This window comes from Actibacterium ureilyticum (genome assembly GCF_002285435.1).
Classification (GTDB): Bacteria; Pseudomonadota; Alphaproteobacteria; order Rhodobacterales; family Rhodobacteraceae; genus Actibacterium_C; species Actibacterium_C ureilyticum.
The window spans coordinates 226,840-245,746 of record NZ_NSBT01000024.1 but is presented as its reverse complement, the minus strand read 5'-3'; the positions used below and the strand labels follow the sequence as shown (position 1 = coordinate 245,746).

General features: G+C 65.5%; 24 protein-coding genes. 11 read left to right on the top strand and 13 right to left on the bottom strand.

Annotated elements, in window-relative coordinates; all coding sequences use genetic code 11:
- Position 1: 1 nt before the first annotated feature.
- From CLM60_RS07285 to CLM60_RS07275, 3 genes are read right to left on the bottom strand one after another with little or no spacing between them, the layout of a single operon-like run.
- On the bottom strand, positions 2 to 1,081 hold the full coding sequence (locus tag CLM60_RS07285; protein WP_095588501.1) for a 5-(carboxyamino)imidazole ribonucleotide synthase: 1,080 nt from the start codon (positions 1,079 to 1,081) through the stop codon (positions 2 to 4).
- On the bottom strand, positions 1,074 to 1,562 hold the full coding sequence (gene purE, locus CLM60_RS07280; RefSeq protein WP_095588500.1) for a 5-(carboxyamino)imidazole ribonucleotide mutase: 489 nt from the start codon (positions 1,560 to 1,562) through the stop codon (positions 1,074 to 1,076). The genes CLM60_RS07285 and purE overlap by 8 nt, the downstream gene beginning before the upstream one ends.
- A gap of 50 nt (positions 1,563 to 1,612) precedes the next feature.
- The gene (locus tag CLM60_RS07275; RefSeq protein ID WP_095588499.1) at positions 1,613 to 1,834 is read right to left on the bottom strand and encodes a YdcH family protein; all 222 of its coding nucleotides are present in this window, start codon (positions 1,832 to 1,834) and stop codon (positions 1,613 to 1,615) included.
- Positions 1,835 to 1,995: 161 nt separating this feature from the next.
- Between CLM60_RS07275 and CLM60_RS07270 the strand changes: the two genes are divergently transcribed.
- Genes CLM60_RS07270 through CLM60_RS07260 form a run of 3 tightly spaced genes read left to right on the top strand, consistent with a single transcriptional unit; the run spans position 1,996 to position 3,548 of the window.
- Positions 1,996 to 2,412: an Hsp20 family protein gene (locus CLM60_RS07270; RefSeq protein WP_095588498.1), complete on the top strand. Its 417-nt coding sequence runs from the start codon at positions 1,996 to 1,998 to the stop codon at positions 2,410 to 2,412.
- Positions 2,413 to 2,424: 12 nt separating this feature from the next.
- A complete protein-coding gene (locus CLM60_RS07265) occupies positions 2,425 to 2,652 on the top strand; it encodes a DUF1150 family protein (protein WP_095588497.1) in 228 nt (75 codons plus the stop codon).
- Entirely contained in the window at positions 2,652 to 3,548 is an 897-nt protein-coding gene (locus CLM60_RS07260; protein WP_095588496.1) for a PhzF family phenazine biosynthesis protein, read from the top strand. Before CLM60_RS07265 ends, CLM60_RS07260 begins: the two co-directional genes overlap by 1 nt.
- Positions 3,549 to 3,668: 120 nt before the next feature.
- On the opposite strand, the gene CLM60_RS07255 is transcribed toward CLM60_RS07260, so the two are convergent.
- The 3 genes from CLM60_RS07255 to trxB form a co-directional block, all read right to left on the bottom strand.
- A complete protein-coding gene (locus CLM60_RS07255) occupies positions 3,669 to 5,747 on the bottom strand; it encodes a bifunctional sulfate adenylyltransferase/adenylylsulfate kinase (protein ID WP_095588495.1) in 2,079 nt (692 codons plus the stop codon).
- Positions 5,748 to 5,900: 153 nt separating this feature from the next.
- Positions 5,901 to 6,404 (bottom strand): RES family NAD+ phosphorylase, encoded by a 504-nt coding sequence (locus CLM60_RS07250; RefSeq protein ID WP_095588494.1) that lies wholly within the window; start codon positions 6,402 to 6,404, stop codon positions 5,901 to 5,903.
- A 4-nt stretch (positions 6,405 to 6,408) separates the two neighbouring features.
- Positions 6,409 to 7,350 carry a thioredoxin-disulfide reductase gene (gene trxB / locus CLM60_RS07245; RefSeq protein ID WP_095588493.1) on the bottom strand — a complete coding sequence of 314 codons (942 nt, stop codon included), beginning with the start codon at positions 7,348 to 7,350 and terminating at the stop codon, positions 6,409 to 6,411.
- A 180-nt stretch (positions 7,351 to 7,530) separates the two neighbouring features.
- On the opposite strand from trxB, the gene CLM60_RS07240 reads away from it, so the two are divergent.
- Positions 7,531 to 8,031, top strand: a complete 501-nt coding sequence (locus CLM60_RS07240) for an Lrp/AsnC family transcriptional regulator (protein ID WP_095588492.1) — start codon at positions 7,531 to 7,533, stop codon at positions 8,029 to 8,031.
- Here CLM60_RS07240 and CLM60_RS07235 read toward each other — a convergent pair whose 3' ends face one another.
- From CLM60_RS07235 to lgt, 5 genes are all read right to left on the bottom strand, one after another.
- Complete coding sequence (locus CLM60_RS07235) at positions 8,032 to 8,826, bottom strand: Hint domain-containing protein (protein ID WP_095588491.1); 795 nt, start codon at positions 8,824 to 8,826, stop codon at positions 8,032 to 8,034. It lies immediately after the preceding gene.
- A 268-nt stretch (positions 8,827 to 9,094) separates the two neighbouring features.
- Positions 9,095 to 9,217: a hypothetical protein gene (locus CLM60_RS21315; RefSeq protein ID WP_281256668.1), complete on the bottom strand. Its 123-nt coding sequence runs from the start codon at positions 9,215 to 9,217 to the stop codon at positions 9,095 to 9,097.
- Positions 9,218 to 9,381: 164 nt separating this feature from the next.
- The gene (gene pgeF, locus CLM60_RS07230) at positions 9,382 to 10,137 is read right to left on the bottom strand and encodes a peptidoglycan editing factor PgeF (protein WP_095588490.1); all 756 of its coding nucleotides are present in this window, start codon (positions 10,135 to 10,137) and stop codon (positions 9,382 to 9,384) included.
- A complete protein-coding gene (locus tag CLM60_RS07225; RefSeq protein ID WP_095588489.1) occupies positions 10,134 to 11,198 on the bottom strand; it encodes a class I SAM-dependent methyltransferase in 1,065 nt (354 codons plus the stop codon). The genes pgeF and CLM60_RS07225 overlap by 4 nt, the downstream gene beginning before the upstream one ends.
- Positions 11,195 to 12,082 (bottom strand): prolipoprotein diacylglyceryl transferase, encoded by an 888-nt coding sequence (lgt, locus tag CLM60_RS07220; protein WP_095588488.1) that lies wholly within the window; start codon positions 12,080 to 12,082, stop codon positions 11,195 to 11,197. The genes CLM60_RS07225 and lgt overlap by 4 nt, the downstream gene beginning before the upstream one ends.
- A 95-nt stretch (positions 12,083 to 12,177) precedes the next feature.
- On the opposite strand from lgt, the gene CLM60_RS07215 reads away from it, so the two are divergent.
- Entirely contained in the window at positions 12,178 to 12,423 is a 246-nt protein-coding gene (locus CLM60_RS07215; protein WP_095588487.1) for an accessory factor UbiK family protein, read from the top strand.
- Here CLM60_RS07215 and CLM60_RS07210 read toward each other — a convergent pair whose 3' ends face one another.
- Positions 12,424 to 12,669 (bottom strand): hypothetical protein, encoded by a 246-nt coding sequence (locus tag CLM60_RS07210; protein WP_141246478.1) that lies wholly within the window; start codon positions 12,667 to 12,669, stop codon positions 12,424 to 12,426.
- Between the two features lie 183 nt (positions 12,670 to 12,852).
- Between CLM60_RS07210 and CLM60_RS07205 the strand changes: the two genes are divergently transcribed.
- The 6 genes from CLM60_RS07205 (at position 12,853) to CLM60_RS07180 (ending at position 17,962) form a co-directional block, all read left to right on the top strand.
- Complete coding sequence (locus CLM60_RS07205; protein ID WP_095588485.1) at positions 12,853 to 13,518, top strand: hypothetical protein; 666 nt, start codon at positions 12,853 to 12,855, stop codon at positions 13,516 to 13,518.
- Between the two features lie 225 nt (positions 13,519 to 13,743).
- Positions 13,744 to 14,247 carry a type III secretion system chaperone family protein gene (locus tag CLM60_RS07200; protein WP_095588484.1) on the top strand — a complete coding sequence of 168 codons (504 nt, stop codon included), beginning with the start codon at positions 13,744 to 13,746 and terminating at the stop codon, positions 14,245 to 14,247.
- A gap of 28 nt (positions 14,248 to 14,275) precedes the next feature.
- On the top strand, positions 14,276 to 15,097 hold the full coding sequence (gene proC / locus CLM60_RS07195; protein ID WP_095588483.1) for a pyrroline-5-carboxylate reductase: 822 nt from the start codon (positions 14,276 to 14,278) through the stop codon (positions 15,095 to 15,097).
- Positions 15,094 to 15,432, top strand: a complete 339-nt coding sequence (locus CLM60_RS07190) for a tRNA-binding protein (RefSeq protein ID WP_095588482.1) — start codon at positions 15,094 to 15,096, stop codon at positions 15,430 to 15,432. The genes proC and CLM60_RS07190 overlap by 4 nt, the downstream gene beginning before the upstream one ends.
- Positions 15,432 to 16,388, top strand: coding sequence for a 2-hydroxyacid dehydrogenase (locus CLM60_RS07185; protein ID WP_095588481.1), 957 nt, complete (start codon positions 15,432 to 15,434; stop codon positions 16,386 to 16,388). The genes CLM60_RS07190 and CLM60_RS07185 overlap by 1 nt, the downstream gene beginning before the upstream one ends.
- 29 nt (positions 16,389 to 16,417) lie before the next feature.
- On the top strand, positions 16,418 to 17,962 hold the full coding sequence (locus tag CLM60_RS07180) for an acetolactate synthase large subunit (protein ID WP_095588480.1): 1,545 nt from the start codon (positions 16,418 to 16,420) through the stop codon (positions 17,960 to 17,962).
- Here the strand turns inward: CLM60_RS07180 and CLM60_RS07175 are convergent.
- Positions 17,959 to 18,537, bottom strand: coding sequence for a thymidine kinase (locus CLM60_RS07175; RefSeq protein ID WP_095588479.1), 579 nt, complete (start codon positions 18,535 to 18,537; stop codon positions 17,959 to 17,961). The two genes, CLM60_RS07180 and CLM60_RS07175, sit on opposite strands and share 4 nt — an antisense overlap.
- Between the last annotated feature and the right edge of the window lie 370 nt (positions 18,538 to 18,907).

Genomic DNA, 18,907 nt, shown 5'->3' with positions numbered 1-18,907 from the left:
CTTACGCCGATTTCGGCCCCAGCACCCGGTTGGCGTGGCCCATCTTGCGGCCCGGTTTCACATCCGCCTTGCCGTAAAGATGCAGCGCAACCGCCGGGTCGCGGGCAAGCTCCGGCACCTGGTCCATGTCATCGCCGATCAGGTTCAGCATCTGCACATCCGAATGGCGCGAGCCGTCGCCCAGCGGCCAGCCCGCGACAGCGCGGATATGCTGTTCGAACTGGTCGATGACACAGCCGTTCTGGGTCCAGTGGCCGGAATTGTGGACACGCGGGGCGATCTCGTTCACGACCAGCCCGGCGGGTGTCACGAACAGCTCCACCCCCATCACGCCCACATATTTCAGATGGGTCAGGATCTTGCCCGCCAGCAGCACCGCATCGGTGCGCTGCGCCGATGTCAGCCGCGCGGGCAGGGTGGTGGTGTGCAGGATGCCGGCCTTGTGAACATTCTCGCCCGGATCGAAACAGGCGACCTCGCCCGTGGCCCCGCGTGCGGCGATGACCGAAACCTCGTGGCTGAAATCGACGAACCCTTCCAGGATCGCGGGGGCACCGGCCATGTCGGCCAATGCGGTGGCGGCGTCATCGGGGCTGTTCAGCCGCGCCTGTCCCTTGCCGTCATAGCCGAAGCGGCGGGTCTTCAGGATCGCGGGCAGGCCGATTTCCTCAACGGCCTCGGCCAGGTCGACCGCATCATCGACGGCGGCGAAGGGCGCGGTGGTCAGACCCAGATCGGTCAGGAACGCCTTTTCGATCAGCCGGTCCTGGCTGACGCGCAGGGCATCGCGGCCCGGGCGCACCTTGCGCAGGGTTTCCAGCAGGTCGAGCGCCGCGACGGGGATGTTCTCGAACTCATAGGTGATGACATCGACGCTTTGGGCAAAGGCGCGCAGGGCGGCCTCGTCCTCGTAAGGCGCGGTGGTCACGGCATGGGCCACGTCGCCAGCGGGCGGGTTGGCGCCCGGCTCGAATATATGGCTGCGCAGGCCCAGGCGGGACGCCGCGACCGACAGCATGCGGCCCAGCTGGCCGCCGCCCAGAATGCCGATGGTGGCGCCGGTGGGAAGCGGCTCAGTCATCCTGCGGCTCCTCGGGGATCGAGGCCGACAGCGCGTCGCGCCAGGCATCCAGCCGGGCGGCCAGCGCATCGTCCGATACCGCCAGGATGCCCGCCGCCATCAGGCCCGCATTGGCCGCGCCCGCCGCGCCGATGGCCATGGTGGCCACGGGGAACCCCTTAGGCATCTGCACAATGGAATACAGGCTGTCGACACCCGACAGCGCCTTGGTCTGCACGGGCACGCCGATCACCGGCACGCGCGTCTTGCTGGCCATCATGCCGGGCAGATGCGCCGCACCGCCCGCGCCCGCGATGATCACCTTCAGCCCGCGATCGACGGCGGATTTGCCGTAATCCCACAGCCGGTCCGGCGTGCGGTGGGCCGAGACGATGCGCGCCTCGAACGGCACATCGAGCTGATCCAGAATATCTGCGGCTTCCTTCATGGTAGGCCAGTCCGATTGGCTGCCCATGATGATGCCCACGCACGGTTTGCTCATCCTGCCCTCGTCCGTTCTTCGCGAGCGCGCACTATAGCCGGATCAATCGGTTACGCAATGATGTCGGGGATCAGCTGATCTTCGATGGCCGAGATCACGTCCTTCAGCGTCAGTTTGCGCTTTTTCAGACGTTTGATGGCGAACTGATCGGCCGGGCTGCCGCGATCTTCCATCGCCTGGATGGCGTCGTCCAGGTCGCGATGTTCGCGGCGCAGCACCTCGAGCTTCACGCGCAGCACCTCTTCGCTGTTCATTTCGCTGGAAACGTTCATGCCCTGCCTGAGTCGGTTGGTCGTCAGAGTGGTTACGATAGCGTTTTTCGGCCCTTGCGCAAAGGCCGCCCTTGCAGCAGGCCCGGCGCGGCCCCATATTTTCAACAGGTCGCCGCAATCGGGGCCGAATACACGGTGTCGCTGACTTTAGGACTTGCCGCATGACGAAACTGACGCTTGGCTCGCACCCGTTCCTGCTGGGGTTCGAGCAATTGGAACGCCTCGTGGAACGGACCGCGAAATCCGGGAACGAAGGCTATCCGCCCTTCAATATCGAACAGACGCGCGATCATGCCTATCGCATCACGCTGGCCGTGGCGGGGTTCCGCGACGAGGACATGTCGATCACGGTCGAGGACCGGCAATTGGTGATCCGTGGCCGCCAGCCCGAGGACGAGGGCGACCGTGTCTTCCTGCATCGCGGCATTGCCGGGCGGCAATTCCAGCGGTCCTTCGTGATGGCCGACGGGGTCGACGTGGTGGGGGCGACGATGGAAAACGGGCTTTTGCATGTGGATCTGGAACGTGCGCAGCCTGAAACGGTCGTGCAGACCATCCAGATCAACAAGCAAGCGTAAGGAGGTCGTGAGATGAATACGAAATATGATTTCAATGACACCGGCGCGGATCGCATCGTCTATGTCCGTGCCGTGAATGTGGCCGATCTGCCCGCCGAGGTGCAGGAGCAGGCCCAAGGCGCCGAACAGCTTTATGCGGTGCATGACGCCAGCGGCGAACGCCTGGCGCTGGTCGCCGACCGCCGGATGGCGTTCATCCTGGCGCGCCAGAACGACATGGCGCCGGTGCCCGTCCACTGATGCGGCATCTGGCCTGTGACTGGGTCGATGCCTTTACCGACCGTCCCTTTGGCGGCAATGCCTGCGCCGTGGTGCATGACGCCGCGGCGCTGCCGCTTGAGGACCGCCTGGCGCTGGTCCGCGAAACCTCGCTTTCGGAATGTGCTTTTTTGGTGGGGTCCGAGCGGGCCGATTTCGGGGCGCGCTATTACCTGACCGACCGCGAGATTCCGATGGCCGGCCACCCGACCATTGCCACCGTCGCATCGCTGATCCATCGCGGGCTGGTCGATATGTCGACAGGTGCTGCGCGCTTCACGCTGGAGGTCGGCGCAGGTGTGTTGCCGATCGAGGTGGTACGCAGGGATGGGGCCGATATCATCACCATGACCCAGGCCGCGCCGGTCTTTGGCCCGACATTCGATCCGGCCGAGATCGCCGCGATCTATGGGCTGGCGGCGGGCGACGTGATCGGCCGCCCGCAGATCGTGTCGACCGGCACGCCCTTTTGCATCACGTTGCTGCGTGGGCAAGATGCGCTGCGGCGGGCGGTTCTGGATATCGATGCGCTGCACGCGTTCCGCGCGGTCAGCGGCGAGGGGCGCGCCGACCTGATGGAGCCGTTCCTTGTGACGCGCGAGGGCGCGACACCGGCGGGCGACACGTTCAGCCGATTGCTGATGGCCCCGCCCAGCCCGGCCGAGGATCCGTTCACCGGCTCGGCCACCGGCTGCATGGCGGCCTATCTGTGGCATCACGGGCTGATCGAAGGGCCGGAATTCACCGCCGAACAGGGCCACCACATGGGCCGCCCCGGACAGGCGCGGGTTGCCGTTCTGGGGCCGCGCGATGCGATCACCGGTATTCGTGTCGGTGGACAGGGGCGGGTGCTGATGTCGGGCGATCTGCTGCTGTGACCGGTTGCATTTGGGGCGCTGCCCCAAACCCCGGGATATTTGCACCAAGAAGAAACAAGGCATGAAAAAACCGCCGCAGGGTGCTGCGGCGGTTTGGTGTTTTCGGGGGGCGCGCGCGTGTTATTGCGCGGCGATCAGCCCCATGCTTTCCAGCTTCAGGATCACCTGATGCGCGCAGTTGTCGACATCCACACCTTCGGTGTTGACGACCAGCTCGGCGTTTTCAGGGGTTTCGTAGGGGTCCGAGATCCCGGTGAATTCCTTGATCTTGCCTTCGCGGGCCAGCTTGTAGAGCCCCTTGCGGTCGCGGCGCTCGCATTCTTCCAGGCTGGTGGCCACGTGCACCTCGGTGAAGGCGCCATAGGCTTCGATCATCTCGCGCACGGCACGGCGGGTCGCGGTATAGGGCGCGATGGGCGCGCAGATCGCGATACCGCCGTTCTTGGTGATTTCCGAGGCGACATAGCCGATGCGTTTGATGTTGATGTCGCGGTGTTCCTTGGAGAAGCCCAGTTCCGACGACAGGTGTTTGCGCACCACGTCGCCGTCCAGCAGCGTCACCGGGCGGCCGCCCATTTCCATCAGCTTGACCATCAGCGCGTTGGCGATGGTGGATTTGCCCGAGCCGGAGAGACCGGTGAAGAACACGGTGAAGCCCTGTTGGCTGCGCGGCGGCTTGGTGCGGCGCAGTTCGCGGACCACTTCGGGGAAGCTGAACCATTCGGGGATTTCCAGCCCCTCGGCCAGGCGGCGGCGCAGTTCGGTGCCCGAGATGTTCAGGATGGTGACGTTGTCGCGATCCTCGATCTCGTCATTGGGTTCGTACTGGGCGCGTTCCTGGACATAGACCATGTGTTTGAAATCGACCATTTCGATGCCGATTTCTTCCTGGTGTTCGCGGAACAGGTCCTGCGCGTCATAGGGGCCATAGAAATCGTCACCGGCGCTGTTCTTGCCGGGGCCGGCGTGGTCGCGGCCGACGATCATGTGGGTGCAGCCGTGGTTTTTCCGGATCAGTCCGTGCCAGACGGCCTCGCGCGGGCCGGCCATGCGCATCGCCAGGTTCAGCAGCGACATGGTGGTGGTCGAAGCCGGGTATTTGTCCAGCACCGCCTCGTAGCAGCGCACGCGGGTGAAGTGATCGACATCGCCCGGTTTGGTCATGCCGACAACGGGGTGGATCAGCAGGTTGGCCTGGGCTTCCTTGGCCGCGCGGAAGGTCAGTTCCTGGTGCGCGCGGTGCAGCGGGTTGCGGGTCTGGAAGGCCACGATGCGGCGCCAGCCCAGCTTGCGGAAATAGGCGCGCAGCTCGTTGGGCGTGTCGCGGCGGGCGCGGAAATCGTAGTGCACGGGCTGCTGGATGCCGGTCACCGGACCACCCAGATAGACGGGGCCAGCCACGTTGTGCAGATAGTTCACCGCCGGATGCGCCAGATCGTCGGCGCCATAGACCTTTTCAGCCTCGCGCGCCTTGTTGGGCAGGTATTTGTCGGTGATCGACAGGATGGCCAGGATCACGCCTTCCTGGTCGCGCAGGGCGATGTCCTGACCCGGTTCGATGCTGTCGGCGAAGTCCTGGGTCACGTCCAGCGTGATCGGCATCGGCCACAGCGCGCCATCCTTGGTGCGCATGTTTTCCACGACGCCTTCGTAATCGTCCTGGGTCAGGAAGCCCTTGAGCGGGTAGAAGCCGCCATTCATCAGCAGTTCCAGGTCGCAGATCTGGCGCGGGGTCAGGTCCCAGCTGGGCAGCTCGGCGGCCTCCATCTTCAGCTTCTGGGCGCTTTCGTAAGACACGTAAAGCTCGGGGATCGGCGCGAGGTTGTTTTCCATGAGGTGGGTCCTGTGTTTGAGCGGAACCAGTCCGCTGTTGGTTCCGGTAAGCTCGGCATGCAAGGCGTCGTATTCGGCCAGCTTGCCAGCAAGGAAACGATCTGTGAGCCGCGCTTTTTCCGCCCCGCCCCGGGGCGTCAACGCATAGGCAAAGCGTTGACGCTTGTCGGGGCCCGCGCGTTCGCTGATCTTGATCAGACCGGCATCGGCGGCGGTGCGCAGAAGTGCGTTCAGACGCCCCAGCGAGATCCCGATCGCGGCCGCGGTCGCACGCTGCGAGGCCTCTGGCGCCGTATCGAGCTGACGCAGAAGCCGGAAGAGCTGGTCTTCCTCGGCCGAAATGGGTTTTGTCACTGGCGACGTCATAACTGGCGACTCAAAATGTGTTCACGCGTGAACACATCGCATAAGCGGGCGCCAAGGCAAAGCCCTAATTGCCCGAAGGGGCGGAATCGCCCATCCGTTGCAATGCTGCAACGCGGCATCTGCGACAATCGCGCCCGGTGCGCGGCTTTGTTGTCAGGTGGGCTGTGGCCAGGGCCGGGGCGGTCCGGCGCGGGTCAGTTGGGCGGCGCCGTCTGCGTTCCAGCGAAACAGGGTCAGGTGGGTGCGGGCGGGTTCGGCGCTCGAGGCATAAAGCATCCCGTCCAGCCCCAATGCGCGCACCCGGTCGCTGATCGCCCATGTGGGCGAGGGCTGGCCAAGGGCGCGCAGGCTGTGCCAGTCGATGGCGCGATGTGTCGTGTCGATCCCCAGCCGGGCGGTGGCCACGGGGTCGCGCAGATCGACGATACGGGCGTTTCGGACGTTCAGCGGAAAGATCGCGCGCGGCGGGTCGTCCGGGCGCATATAGCGGCGGGTGCCCAGAACCGTGCCCGCGCGGCTGGTCGACAGATAGATCGCCCGCTGCCCGCCATGGTGTGACCGCCCTTCGGGCGCGGTGGCCGGGGCGAGCACATCGCCCGCCCGGGCCAGGAATGTCATCCACCAGCACCGCCCGTTGAAGACGATGCTGCCCTGCATGGGCTTATTCCTGCTCGGCCAGGTAGCGTTCGGCTTCCAGCGCGGCCATGCAGCCCATGCCGGCGCTGGTCACCGCCTGGCGATACTTGTGGTCGGTCAGGTCGCCCGCGGCAAAGACACCGGGGATCGAGGTTTCGGTGCTATCGGGTTTGGTCACCACATAGCCGCCCATATGGGTTTCCAGCTGGTCCTTGACCAGTTCCGACGCGGGCGCGTGGCCGATGGCGACAAAGAAGCCCTTGCACGGAACCTCGGTGATTTCGCCGGTTTCGACATGCTTGGCGCGCACCCCTTCGACGCCCAGCGGCGCCTCGGTCCCGATGACCTCGTCGACCTGGTGGTTCCACAGGATCTCGACCTTGGGGTTTTTGAACAGACGGTCCTGCAGGATCTTTTCCGACCGCAGCTCGTCCCGGCGGTGGATCAGGGTGACCTTGCTGGCGAAGTTGGTCAGGAACAGCGCCTCTTCCACGGCGGTGTTGCCGCCGCCGATCACCACGACCTCTTGCCCGCGATAGAAGAACCCGTCGCAGGTGGCGCAGGCCGAAACGCCGAAGCCCTTGAATTTCTCTTCCGACGGCAGGCCCAGCCATTTCGCCTGGGCACCGGTCGCCAGGATCACCGCATCGGCGGTATAGGTCGTGCCGCTGTCGCCCTTGGCCACGATCGGGCGCGCTTTCAGGTCGATCTCGTTGATGTGGTCGCTGATGATCTCGGTACCGACGGCGCGGGCGTGGGCCTCCATGTTGACCATCAGGTCGGGGCCCTGGATCTCGGTCTCGCCGGGCCAGTTCTCGACCTCGGTCGTGATGGTCAGCTGACCGCCCGGCTGGATGCCCTGGACCAGGATCGGGTTCAGCATCGCGCGCGAGCCATAGACGGCCGCGGTATAGCCCGCCGGGCCCGAGCCGATGATAAGCAGTTTGGTGTGGCGCGTGTCGGTCATGAGCGACTCCCCCGGAATACGTGTCGAGGGCCGATATAAGTTTCCTGCGCGCGACATGAAAGCCCCGATCACGGGAAGCTGTTCCGGCGGGCGTTTTAACTTGTTGCGTCGGCGTGAAATATTATTGCGCTCAGATCGCCCCAGACATATCATCCGCGAAAATTCGGAGAAAGAACCGGGATGCCCATGTCCAAACTCGACCCCATCGACCGCAAGATCCTTGCCGAATTGCAGGCCGATGGGCGGATGACCAATGTCGAGCTGGCGCGGCGTGTCGGGATTTCGGCCCCGCCCTGTCTGCGCCGCGTGCGCACATTGGAGGAGGCAGGCTTCATCCGGGGCTATCACGCCGATGTCGATCCGCGCGAGCTGGGGTTCGAGGTTCAGGTCTTTGCGATGGTCGGACTGCAAAGCCAGGCCGAGGCCGATCTGCGCGCGTTTGAACAACGTTGCGACGGCTGGCCGCTGGTCCGCGAATGTCACATGCTGAACGGCGAGGTCGATTTTATCCTGAAATGCGTGGCCCCCGATCTGAGCACGTTCCAGACCTTTCTGACCGAACAGCTGACCGCCGCCGACAATGTGGGCAGCGTCAAGACCTCGCTGGTGATCCGGGGCGCCAAGGACGAGCCCGGCGTTCCCTTCGATGTGTTGGAAGAGCGGCTGTCGCGCAGCGCCTGATCAGACGCCCGCGCGCAGGTTTTCCAGCTCGAACGCGGTCATGCGCGGCAGCGGCATCATGCCGAAATCCGACAATGACCGCACATGCGGGAACAGCCCCAGAAAGATATCGCGAATCTCGGGCTCGACCATCATGTCGGCGTGCTGGCCGGGGTGATAGGTCTCGACCTCGAGCCCGTTGGCCATCACGATCTGCTGGCCATGCAACGCCAGGTGATAGACCCGCACCGGGGCGGCGGGCTGGATCCGGATCGCGCTGATGCCGTCGACAAAGGCGCGCGCGGGGGCAAAGCCCGCATCGCTGCCGAACATCTCCTGGCAGCCGGCGCCCTTGTACAAAAGCCGCGCGCGGGCGCCCAGCATCAGGTCCGGCATCGGGCGGCCCAGCCCGAAACTGTCGGCGGTGATCCGGGTCAGCGTGGCCGATTCCGTCGACTGGCCCGCCGCGCCGGGATAGACCGTCATCGAGCCGACCCACAGGACCGGCTGCATCCCCGCGCGCCCGGTTTCCAGCATCATGCCGGGCTGCAGATCCTCGATCGCGACGGGGCCGGATTCTGTCGAAAACAAGGTGCCCCGGGCGAATCCGGCAAACGCATCCTCGAACACCGGGGTGGCGGGGGCGACGCGCATGAAATCCACCTGTTCCCCCTCGGGCGTCAGGCTGCGCACCTCGTACCGGCGGGTGATCGGCGTGTTGCGCTGGGGCAGATGCTCCAACCGTGCCGAGGGCGTCTTGCGGGGGGTAATATTGGCAGAAGCCGCACCATGTGCGGCGGGGCGGGGGTAAACCATGCGATCGTTCCTTATCGGGCCGGTCACATCTGCGGAATTCCCCACCGAATGTTGCAGAAGGACATTAACTGTCGGCTATTTTGCGATATTGGATCGGGATCTGTCAAAATTTAACGTGTATTGGCCTTAACGGCACCGCCAATCCCGAAGCCGAAATGCCGATTGTTTCGGGTGGGCCCGGGATTCCCGCCGCAGCTGCGTTCCGATGGGGCGAATCGAAAGACCCCCCGCCGGGCGAGGGGTCTTTGGCAGGACAGTGCATGTCCGGTCAGGCCGTGCGGTTCACCGCCACGGGCCGCGCCACGGCGGCGCGGTTGGCGCGCGCCCAGGGCAGGAAAACGGGCTTGTTGCTTTCGCGCAGAACCCAGGCCATCCAGCGTTTCGTCGTCATCATGAGACCCCTTTCATATGACAGGGCCGCGCGCGGTGCCCGACCCGAGAAATACATTTTGATTCAACTTCCGCCGGTTTTCAGTCTGGGTCGCGAATGCGGCCCGGCCATGACCGGCACCCCCGGCAATGCGGCAATCTTGCGGCGATTGAATGGCTGAACCGTTAAAGCCGGATGGTTGCGATCAGGCGGCCATAATCGGCCTCGCCCGCGTGCACGCTGCGGCGATACGAGAAGAACCGCGCCGGATCGGAATAGGTGCAATGGCGCGTCCACTGGGCCTGGCCGATGCCCGCCTGGCGCAGGCGATGCAGCCCGAAGGCGGGCAGGTCGAACATCATCCGGTCCCCGCCGCCACCGGCGAAAAAGCGGCTGTTTTCGGGGTCTTCGGTCATGAAGTTGTCGAAGAATTCCGGCCCGACCTCATACGCGGCCTGGCTGATGGACGGGCCGATCACGGCGACCGTGTCGTCACGATGGGCGCCCAGGGTTTCCATTGCCTGAAGCGTGTTTTCCAGCACCCCGTCCAGCGCCCCGCGCCAGCCCGCATGGGCCGCGCCGATGACGCCGGCCTTGTGATCGGCGAACAGCACCGGCTGGCAATCGGCGGTCAGGATCGCCAGCACCAGACCGGGCGTGGCGGTGACCACGGCATCGGCGTCGGGGGCCGCGTCACGGGCGGATTCGGCGGTGATCACATCGGCCGAATGCACCTGGTTCAGCGACACCAGCGCGTCGGGTTCCGCCCCCATCGCCCCCGCCACGCGGGCACGGTTGATCAGAACCGCCTCTGTCTGGTCGGACGAGCCGCGCCCGCAATTCAGCCCCGAAAACACACCCGACGACGCCCCGCCCTTGCGCGTGAAGAACCCGTGGCGCAGCGGCGCAAGCAGGTCGGATGTCAGTATTTCCAGCGTCATTGGGCAAATCCCGGGGGACAAGGGGCCTGGTTCGGATAAAGGGCGAGTGTCTTGAAGAGCGTTCCCATTTCTGACGGGTGGGTCAAGCGGCGATGTGCGGCGATGTGGCTCTCCAGCGCCGGACCGCTGAGTTTTTCGGCCAGGGCCTGGGCCCGTGCGGTGATGCCTAGCCGCTCCAGTAACACGCCCTGCGGGGTCATCTCCGTATGGGCGATGCCGGTGGCGGCTTGGGCCAGTGCCTGAAAATCCACATGGGCGGTCAGATCGGCCTGACCGGGGCTGGCCAGCGGGTCCTCGGGCTTGTGCGCGCGCTGGGCCTGCAACGTGTCGCCCAGCGAATGCCAGTCGCCATAGTCGATCACCAGCGCCACGCCGCCATGGGCGCCGATCCGTTCGGCGATGGTCTGCACGATGCCGGGCGCGGCGGGGCAAAGCTCCACCAGGTCGCCGGGTTTCGTGTCGTCCAGCCGGTGGTCCAGCGCCGCCAGCGGCGCCGGGGCGGACAGGCCCAGCGTCAGCGCGCCGTCCTGCACCCCCACCTGGCGTTCGCGCCAACCGTTCGGGTCGCGTTGAAACTGGCGGATCGGCAGGGCGTCGAAAAATTCGTTGGCCACCAGATAAAGCGGCAGATCGGGCAGGTCCGCGATCCGGTCCAGCCAGGTGACGGGGGCGCCCGCCAGCCGGTCGCGCTGGACCTGCCGCAGGGTGGGCGAGGCTTCGATCAGGTGCACCTGTGCGGCGTCGGCAAAGCCGGGCACGTGGCGAGTCGCGCGCAGGATGTCGGCCATCAGCGTGCCGCGCCCCGGCCCCGGCTCGGCCAGGGCAAAGGCGGATGGTTGCCCCTGATCCAGCCAGCATTGCGCCAGGAACAGGCCGACCAGCTCGCCGAACATCTGGCTAATCTCGGGCGCGGTGGTGAAATCGCCGCCCGCGCCAAAGGGGTCGCGCGTGCTGTAATAGCCGTGCTCGGGATGCAGCAGGCATTCGGCCATGTAATCGGCCACCGTGATCGGCCCGGTGGCGGCAATGCGCCGGGTCAGGATCTGCGCCAGCGCCGTCATGCGCGCTTCCGCGCCAACGCGATCAGCCCAAGCCCCAGCGCCACCATCGGCAACGACAGCAGCTGGCCCATGCTGATCCCATAGCCGTGCCAGTGCAGCACCAGCCCCAGCGGGTTCTCGGGCGTGATGAATTGCGGGTCGGCCTGGCGGAAGTATTCGACGACAAACCGCGCCAGCCCATAACCCAGAAAGAATAGCCCGACCGTCTGGCCGGGCACCCGCAGCCAGCCCCGGCGATAGACCAGAAACAGCAGGACCGCGCCCAGCAGCAGCCCCTCCAACCCCGCTTCGTAGAGCTGCGAGGGGTGGCGCGCGCAAGGCACCTGATCCCAGCCGGGGCAGTATTGCGCCATCTCGCCGGGAAACACGACGGCCCAGGGCACGTCCGACGGCCGGCCCCACAACTCGGCATTGATGAAATTCGCGATCCGCCCGAACAGCAGCCCCGGCGGTGTGGCCATGGCCAGCGCATCGGCGGTCGACAACAGCGCGATCCGGTGTTTGCGGCAGAACAGGATCAGCGCCAGCATCACCCCCAGCAGACCGCCGTGAAAGGCCATGCCGCCTTCCCACAGTTTCACGATATCGGCGGGGTTCTGCAGGTAATGACCGGGCCTGTAGAACAGGACGAATCCCAGCCGCCCGCCCAGAATGATGCCCAGGATCACCCAGGTCAGCAGCTCTTCGACCTGATCGGGCGTCATCGGCGCGCGGCCGCCGGGCCACAGCCGGTCGGTTTTCACCAGCCGCAGCACCAGCCGCCAGCCCAGCAGGATGCCCGCGATATAGGCCAGCGCATACCAGCGCAGCGCCAGTTCAAAGCCGAAAAGGTTGATCGAGAGGATCTCGGACGAGAGGTCGGGGAAGGGGATGACGGCCTGCATGTCTGCCTCTTTCGGGGTGGTCGGGGGGGAAGTCAACCTTGAGCTTCGGGTCCATGCAGCCCATATAGGAACCGAATGTAACGCCGGAGGCGGAAATGCAGACGCGCAACAAGTTTTTCGAGGATATGTCCCAGCTGATGACCAACGCCATGGGCGTGGCGCAGGGTGCCAAGGACGAAGCCGAAACCGCGATGAAGGGGCTGATCGACCGCTGGCTGGCCGATCGCGATTTCGTCACGCGCGAGGAATTCGATGCCGTGCGCGCGATGGCCCAGAAGGCGCGCGAAGAGAACGAGGCGCTGAAAGCCCGGATTGAGGCGCTGGAAAAAGCCGCCGGCTGATCACATCGGCCGGTCGCCCAGGGCCTGACAGTCCAGCGTGTGGACCAGCATGTCCAGCGCATCCAGCGTGCCGGTTTTCTTCAGCCCGCGCAATTCATTGTAAATCTGGTCCAGCGTGCGCGCGAACCCAACCGTGGCGGCGTCGCGATCCGCCTGGGTCTTGCCGTTGCGGATCTGGTACTGGTGCCTTTCGGCCATGCTGACCAGCGCGCAGAGCTGGCTGAGTCTGACGGTTTGACAGGTCACGGGTTACCTCCTGCGCGGGAAATGCCGCGCGATTTACTGGTTCAATCAACGATCAGACCCGCGCCGCCCTGCGCGCAAGTCAATGACATGTAAGATTTATCAATCTTGCGTTGTCAAGATATTTTCGTCTTGTCGCTAAATTTGGATTTATTTGTCGTCCCTGCTTCGCCAGAGTGCGCGGCAATGATATTGAATGCCCGAAAATCAGACGCGCTGGGGGCGCGCATCCGCGCCCTGGTCGAGGACGGTCTGATCCGCAAGAAAGTCTCTGCCCGGAAAGCCTCGATCGATGTGGTCGGGCATGACGGGCTCGTGCGCGACATCCGGGCGGGGCGCATTCCCAGCTTCGACCGGCTGGTGGCGCTGTTCGAATATCTGTCGATCCCGGTACAGTTCGGCCCGGCCGCGCGCGGCATGGCCGAGGATGGCCCGGCGTCGGATCTGAACCGCCCCGAGGCGCTGCGCGCGGGTTATCTGCCGGTGCCGTGGCACCGGCTGTCGGCACAGCGCGGCGCGGGGCCGGTGGCCTTTGCCAACGCGCAGTTGCAGCAGATGGGCCTGTCGCCGGACAGCCTGTGGTTCATCATCCCCGACCGGTCGCTTCTGGCACAGGCCGGGGCGGGCGCGCAGGCCCTGATCGACGAGGCCGCCCCGCGTCAGGCCACGCCCGCGCCCTGGTGTTTCCTGGATGATGGACAGGTGGTGATGGCGCGCCTGCACTGGCAGCCCGACGGGTTGCTGGTGGTGTCGGGTGACGCGCCGGGGGCCGAGGTGCGGGTGCTGTCGCCCGGTGGCGCGGCGGCGATCACGCCGCTGGGGCGGGTTGTCTGGCTGGGCCTGACGCTCTGATCCCGGGCCCTTCGGGCCGCAAAAGTTAACGCGCCCAATAATTACGCTTATCCACAAGATATTGCGGCGGACCCCGTGGCCGTCACAAAAATTCTTCTTTACACAAGTGGTCTTTGCTTCCACCATATCTGGTAGGAACAGGCAGGAATACCCGCCGATCCTAGAGCAGGCACCTAAGCCTTGTGGGCTGCCACCCGCAAGTTGCTACAACCAAAGAGGCCGGGCATGTCACTATCCGAAGACTTCCTTCAAACCGAAGAGCTGCACCCCATCGACATCGTCGAACACCTTGCCGAACACCACGAATGGGATTTCGACCGGGTGGCCGATGATCAGATCGCCATGGCGGTCGAGGGGCAATGGCGGACCTATTCGATCACGCTGGCCTGGTCGGGCTATGACGAGACGCTGCGCCTGATCTGCACCTTCGAGATGGAGCCGCCCGAGGACAAGATGCCCCAGGTGTACGAGGCGATGAACCGGGTCAACGACATGTGCTGGGCGGGCGCCTTCACCTATTGGGAGGCGCAGCGGCTGATGGTCTATCGCTATGGTCTGGTTCTGGCGGGCGGGCAGCTGGCCAGCCCTGAACAGATCGACAGGCTGATCAATGCCGCCGTGCGGTCGTCGGAACGGTTCTATCCCGCGTTCCAGCTGGTCGCCTGGGCCGACAAGACGGCGGACGAAGCGCTTCAGGTCGCCATTGCAGAGGCTTACGGCCGCGCCTAATCTGCCCCCGAGTTGAACGGGGGTAGGCATGGATTTCGACACGATCACGACACGGGGCCTGGTGCTGCTGGGATGCGGCAAGATGGGTTCGGCGATGTTGCAGGGGTGGCTGGCCAATGGGCTGGCCACTTCGTCTGTCTGGGTGGTCGATCCGAACCCGTCGGACTGGCTGCGCGGGCTGGAGGGGCAGGGGCTGCATCTGAACGCCGACCTGCCCGCCGCGCCCGCCATCGTGCTGGTGGCGGTCAAGCCACAGATGATGGGCGACGCGCTGCCGACACTGGCGGCGATGGGGGGTGGCGACACGCTGTTTCTGAGCGTGGCGGCCGGCACCCCGATTGCGGCCTTCGAAACCGTGCTGGGTGCCGATACGCCGATCATCCGCGCCATGCCCAACACGCCCGCCGCCGTGGGGCGCGGAATTACGGCACTGATCGGCAATGCAAAGGTGGCCGAGGGGCAGATGCAGCTGGCCGAAACCCTGTTGTCGGCGGTGGGCCAGACCGTGCGGTTGGCGGGCGAGGGGCAGATGGATGCGGTCACCGCCGTGTCGGGGTCCGGCCCGGCCTATGTCTTTCACCTGATCGAAACGCTGGCCGCGGCGGGCGTGGCGCAGGGGTTGCCGGAAGACTTGGCGATGCAACTGGCCAAGGCCACGGTGGGCGGCGCGGGCCAACTGGCCGAAACCGCTGACGAGGATCCGGCGCAGCTGCGCGTCAACGTGACCTCGCCCGGCGGGACGACGGCTGCGGCGCTGAATGTATTGATGGATGAAACCACCGGCTTTCCGGCCCTGCTGACCCGTGCGGTCAAGGCCGCCGCCGACCGCAGCCGGGAGCTGGCGCAATGAATGACCTGAGCTTCGACGACTTCATGAAGGTCGATATCCGTGTGGGCCGCATCACCCGCGCCGAACCCTACCCCGAGGCGCGCAAGCCCGCGATCAAGCTGTGGGTCGATTTCGGCCCCGAGATCGGCGAGAAGAAAAGCTCGGCCCAGATCACGGTGCATTACACGCCCCAGGACCTGCCCGGGCGGCTGGTGCTGGGCGTGGTGAACTTCCCGCCGCGCCAGATCGGCAAGTTCATGTCCGAGGTTCTGGTGCTGGGCGCGCCCGACGCGGATGGCGAGGTTGTGCTGCTGACGCCCGACAAGGATGTGCCGGTCGGGGGGCGGATGTTCTGATGGCCCGTATCCTGCTTGCCCGTCCCATGCCGGACAGTGTCCGCGCCGCCGCCGCCGAGATCGCCGAGGTCGAGGTGCGCGAAAGCAACCTGCCGATGAAACCGGGCGAGATGCGCGCGGCGTTGACGATCTATGACGCGGTGATGCCGACGCTGGGGGATATGTTCACCGCGCGCACCTTTGACGGGCTGACCAATCCGCGGGCCAAGATCCTGGCCAATTTCGGCGTTGGCTATAACCATATCGACGTTGCGGCGGCCCGTGCGGCGGGTGTCGCGGTGTCGAACACACCCGGTGCCGTGACCGATGCCACTGCCGATATCGCCATGACGCTGATCCTGATGTCCTGCCGCCGCGCGGGCGAGGGGGAGCGGCTGGTGCGCGCCGCGCAGTGGACAGGCTGGCACCCGACCCAGATGCTGGGGCTGAACGTGACCGGGCGCACCGTGGGGATCGTCGGCATGGGCCGCATCGGCAAGGCGATTGCCAAACGCTGTCACCACGGGTTCGGGATGCAGGTGAAATTCTTCAACCGCTCGCCCGTGGCCGAGCCGGGCGTGCCCGCAACGCAGGTGGACAGCCTGACCGATCTGGCCGCCGGGGTGGATATCCTGGTGGTGGCGGTGCCCGGCGGGCCGGAAACGCATCATCTGATCGGGCCGGACGTGCTGGCCGCGATGCAAGCCCATGCGCATCTGATCAATATCTCGCGCGGGGATGTGGTGGACGAGGAAGTGCTGATCGCCGCGCTACAAACCGGCCGGATCGCCGGGGCGGGCTTGGATGTCTATGAGTTCGAGCCGCAGGTGCCGCCGGCGCTGATCGCGCTGGAAAACGCGGTGCTGCTGCCGCATCTGGGCACCGCCGCGCTGGAGGTGCGCGAGGCGATGGGCATGATGGCGCTGGACAATATCCGGGCGGTTCTGGCGGGCGAGGCCGCACCGAACGCGGTCTGAGCGGACCCCACACGCAGCAGGAGGCCCCGATGAACGGCGCGGAATCCCTTGTCAGAACCTTTCTCGATGCCGGTGTGACGGTCTGTTTCGCCAATCCCGGCACGTCCGAGATGCATTTTGTGGCCGCGCTGGATGCCCATCCCGACATGCGCTGTGTCCTGTGCCTGTTCGAGGGCGGCACAACGGGCGCGGCGGATGGCTATTTCCGGATGACACGCGATCCGGCGGCGACGCTGCTGCATCTGGCGCCGGGCTTCGGCAATGCTTTTGCCAATGCCCATAACGCGGCCAAGGCGGGCAGCGGGATGGTCAATGTGGTGGGCGATCACGCGACCTATCACCAGCGCTATGAAAGCCCGCTGAAAAGCGACGCGCCGGGGGTCAGTCGGACGGTCTCCGACTGGACGCGGGTGTCGGGTGATGCGGCGTCGGTCGCCACCGATGGTGCGGCGGCGGTTCAGGCGGCGCGAGGGCTGAACGGGCAGGTGGCGACGCTGATCCTGCCCGCGAATACGGCGTGGGATAACGCCGATGTGCCCGCTGCGACGCCCGCACCCGCGCCCCTGCGCCAGGCCGATGACGCGGCCATTGCCGTTGCGGCCGACGCGCTGCGCCAGCCCGGTGCGGCGCTGATGATCGGTGGCGGGCACATGTCCGAAGGGCTGTTGCATCTGGGCGGCCAGATCGCACAGGCGACCGGCTGTCGGCTGATGGGCCCCTATTTCACGCCACGCATCCGGCGTGGGGCCGGGACGGCCCGGATCGACCGGCTGGCCTATCACATCGATCAGAACACCCAGATCCTGGCGGGGACCGACACGTTGGTCCTGTGTGGCGCGGCGCGGCCCGTGGGGTTCTTTGCCTATCCCGGCAAGCCCAGCCTGCCCGAACCGCCGGGTTGCCGGGTGATCGAGCTGTGCGATGCGCGGATGGATTATGCGGCCAGCCTGCAATCGCTGGCGCGGGCCGTGGGGGTGGACCCCGAAACCGCCCCACCGGTCGAGGTGCTGGACATCCCCGACCTGCCCACCGGCAAGCTGGACGCCGAAAAAGTCGGCGCGGTGGTGGCGCATCTGATGCCCGAAAACGCGATCATGGTGGATGAGGGGGTCACATCCTCGGCCCCGGTACAGGCGGCGACACGCACCGCGCGACCGCATGATTGGCTGCACACGATGGGCGGGGCGATCGGAAACTGCCTGCCGATGGCGGTGGGGGCGGCGGTCGCCTGTCCGGAGCGTAAGGTGATTGCCCAGACCGGCGATGGCTCGGCCATGTACACAATCCAGTCGCTTTGGACGATGGCGCGCGAGCAGCTGGATGTGACGGTGATTGTCTTTGCCAATCGCGGGTATCAGATCCTGTGGGGTGAATTGTCCAATGTCGGCGCGGGGCAATCGGGGCGCAATGCCGCGGCGATGTTCGATATTGCCAACCCCGAACTGGATTTCGTCGCGCTGGCGCTGGGCCATGGGGTGCCGGGCGTGCGGGCCGAAACGGCCGAAGATTTCGCAACCGCCCTGCGGCGCGGGCTGGAAACGCCCGGGCCGTTTTTGATCGAGGCGGTTATTTAACAGCCCATTTCGGCGCGCCAGTGTCGGCGGCAGAGCGAGACATAGGTCTCGTTCCCGCCGATCTGGACCTGCGCGCCCTCTCGCAGCGCCTTGCCGTCGGCACCCTTGCGCACGACCATGGTGGCCTTTTTCCCGCAATGGCAGATCGTGCGCACCTCGCGCATTTCATCGGCCAGCGCCAGCAGCGCGGCCGAGCCGGGAAACAGCTCGCCCCGGAAATCGACGCGCAGCCCGTAACACATCACCGGCACGCCCAGATCATCGACGACCCGGGCCAGTTGCCAGACCTGATCCTTGGTCAGGAATTGGGCCTCGTCGATGAAAACACAGGCACAGGCATCGGCCTCGATCCGCGCGGCGATCATGTCGAACAGGTCGTCGCCGCTGCGGAACCCGTCCGCATCCGCCCCGATCCCGATGCGCGAGGCAATGCGCCCGTCGCCCGCCCGGTCGTCCAGCGCGGCGGTCAGCAGATAGGTCCGCATTCCGCGTTCATGATAGTTGTGGGAAGCTTGAAGCAGGATCGTCGATTTGCCCGCGTTCATGGTCGAATAGTGAAAGTAGAGCTTGGCCATGAAAGCTTGTCCCACCCTTGAAGGGTGGGATCAAGCGGAAGTGCGGGTGGGGGCAATCCAACTGCTCGGGTGACCAAACAATGGCCGTTCGCGATACGTTTTCGGTCCTGGGCTGGCTTGCGCCGGGGATGAAGCTTTGGACCGGTGCACCTTTTATAACGCTATGTAGGGCCACTGTTCTGCTGCCGTTTGACCGGCCCCGTCACCCCTTCCTGACAGGAAAACAGTTGACCCCCACCCGAATCCGACGCTGGGAACGTCGGTAACTCGCTACTATCCCGTTACCCTCGGGATGGTTTATATATGACAAATTCGTTCAGACGGATTAATGGGAAAGGACGGGGGTCTTTCCCCTAACCACAAGGTTGAA

What these genes read in the sequence shown, in the direction of transcription:
- CLM60_RS07285 (WP_095588501.1), bottom strand. Translation starts at nt 1,081, where the DNA reads ATGACTGAGCCGCTTCCCACCGGCGCCACCATCGGCATTCTGGGCGGC.
- purE (WP_095588500.1), bottom strand. Translation starts at nt 1,562, where the DNA reads ATGAGCAAACCGTGCGTGGGCATCATCATGGGCAGCCAATCGGACTGG.
- CLM60_RS07275 (WP_095588499.1), bottom strand. Translation starts at nt 1,834, where the DNA reads ATGAACGTTTCCAGCGAAATGAACAGCGAAGAGGTGCTGCGCGTGAAG.
- CLM60_RS07270 (WP_095588498.1), top strand. Translation starts at nt 1,996, where the DNA reads ATGACGAAACTGACGCTTGGCTCGCACCCGTTCCTGCTGGGGTTCGAG.
- CLM60_RS07265 (WP_095588497.1), top strand. Translation starts at nt 2,425, where the DNA reads ATGAATACGAAATATGATTTCAATGACACCGGCGCGGATCGCATCGTC.
- CLM60_RS07260 (WP_095588496.1), top strand. Translation starts at nt 2,652, where the DNA reads ATGCGGCATCTGGCCTGTGACTGGGTCGATGCCTTTACCGACCGTCCC.
- CLM60_RS07255 (WP_095588495.1), bottom strand. Translation starts at nt 5,747, where the DNA reads ATGACGTCGCCAGTGACAAAACCCATTTCGGCCGAGGAAGACCAGCTC.
- CLM60_RS07250 (WP_095588494.1), bottom strand. Translation starts at nt 6,404, where the DNA reads ATGCAGGGCAGCATCGTCTTCAACGGGCGGTGCTGGTGGATGACATTC.
- trxB (WP_095588493.1), bottom strand. Translation starts at nt 7,350, where the DNA reads ATGACCGACACGCGCCACACCAAACTGCTTATCATCGGCTCGGGCCCG.
- CLM60_RS07240 (WP_095588492.1), top strand. Translation starts at nt 7,531, where the DNA reads ATGCCCATGTCCAAACTCGACCCCATCGACCGCAAGATCCTTGCCGAA.
- CLM60_RS07235 (WP_095588491.1), bottom strand. Translation starts at nt 8,826, where the DNA reads ATGGTTTACCCCCGCCCCGCCGCACATGGTGCGGCTTCTGCCAATATT.
- CLM60_RS21315 (WP_281256668.1), bottom strand. Translation starts at nt 9,217, where the DNA reads ATGACGACGAAACGCTGGATGGCCTGGGTTCTGCGCGAAAGCAACAAG.
- pgeF (WP_095588490.1), bottom strand. Translation starts at nt 10,137, where the DNA reads ATGACGCTGGAAATACTGACATCCGACCTGCTTGCGCCGCTGCGCCAC.
- CLM60_RS07225 (WP_095588489.1), bottom strand. Translation starts at nt 11,198, where the DNA reads ATGACGGCGCTGGCGCAGATCCTGACCCGGCGCATTGCCGCCACCGGG.
- lgt (WP_095588488.1), bottom strand. Translation starts at nt 12,082, where the DNA reads ATGCAGGCCGTCATCCCCTTCCCCGACCTCTCGTCCGAGATCCTCTCG.
- CLM60_RS07215 (WP_095588487.1), top strand. Translation starts at nt 12,178, where the DNA reads ATGCAGACGCGCAACAAGTTTTTCGAGGATATGTCCCAGCTGATGACC.
- CLM60_RS07205 (WP_095588485.1), top strand. Translation starts at nt 12,853, where the DNA reads ATGATATTGAATGCCCGAAAATCAGACGCGCTGGGGGCGCGCATCCGC.
- CLM60_RS07200 (WP_095588484.1), top strand. Translation starts at nt 13,744, where the DNA reads ATGTCACTATCCGAAGACTTCCTTCAAACCGAAGAGCTGCACCCCATC.
- proC (WP_095588483.1), top strand. Translation starts at nt 14,276, where the DNA reads ATGGATTTCGACACGATCACGACACGGGGCCTGGTGCTGCTGGGATGC.
- CLM60_RS07190 (WP_095588482.1), top strand. Translation starts at nt 15,094, where the DNA reads ATGAATGACCTGAGCTTCGACGACTTCATGAAGGTCGATATCCGTGTG.
- CLM60_RS07185 (WP_095588481.1), top strand. Translation starts at nt 15,432, where the DNA reads ATGGCCCGTATCCTGCTTGCCCGTCCCATGCCGGACAGTGTCCGCGCC.
- CLM60_RS07180 (WP_095588480.1), top strand. Translation starts at nt 16,418, where the DNA reads ATGAACGGCGCGGAATCCCTTGTCAGAACCTTTCTCGATGCCGGTGTG.
- CLM60_RS07175 (WP_095588479.1), bottom strand. Translation starts at nt 18,537, where the DNA reads ATGGCCAAGCTCTACTTTCACTATTCGACCATGAACGCGGGCAAATCG.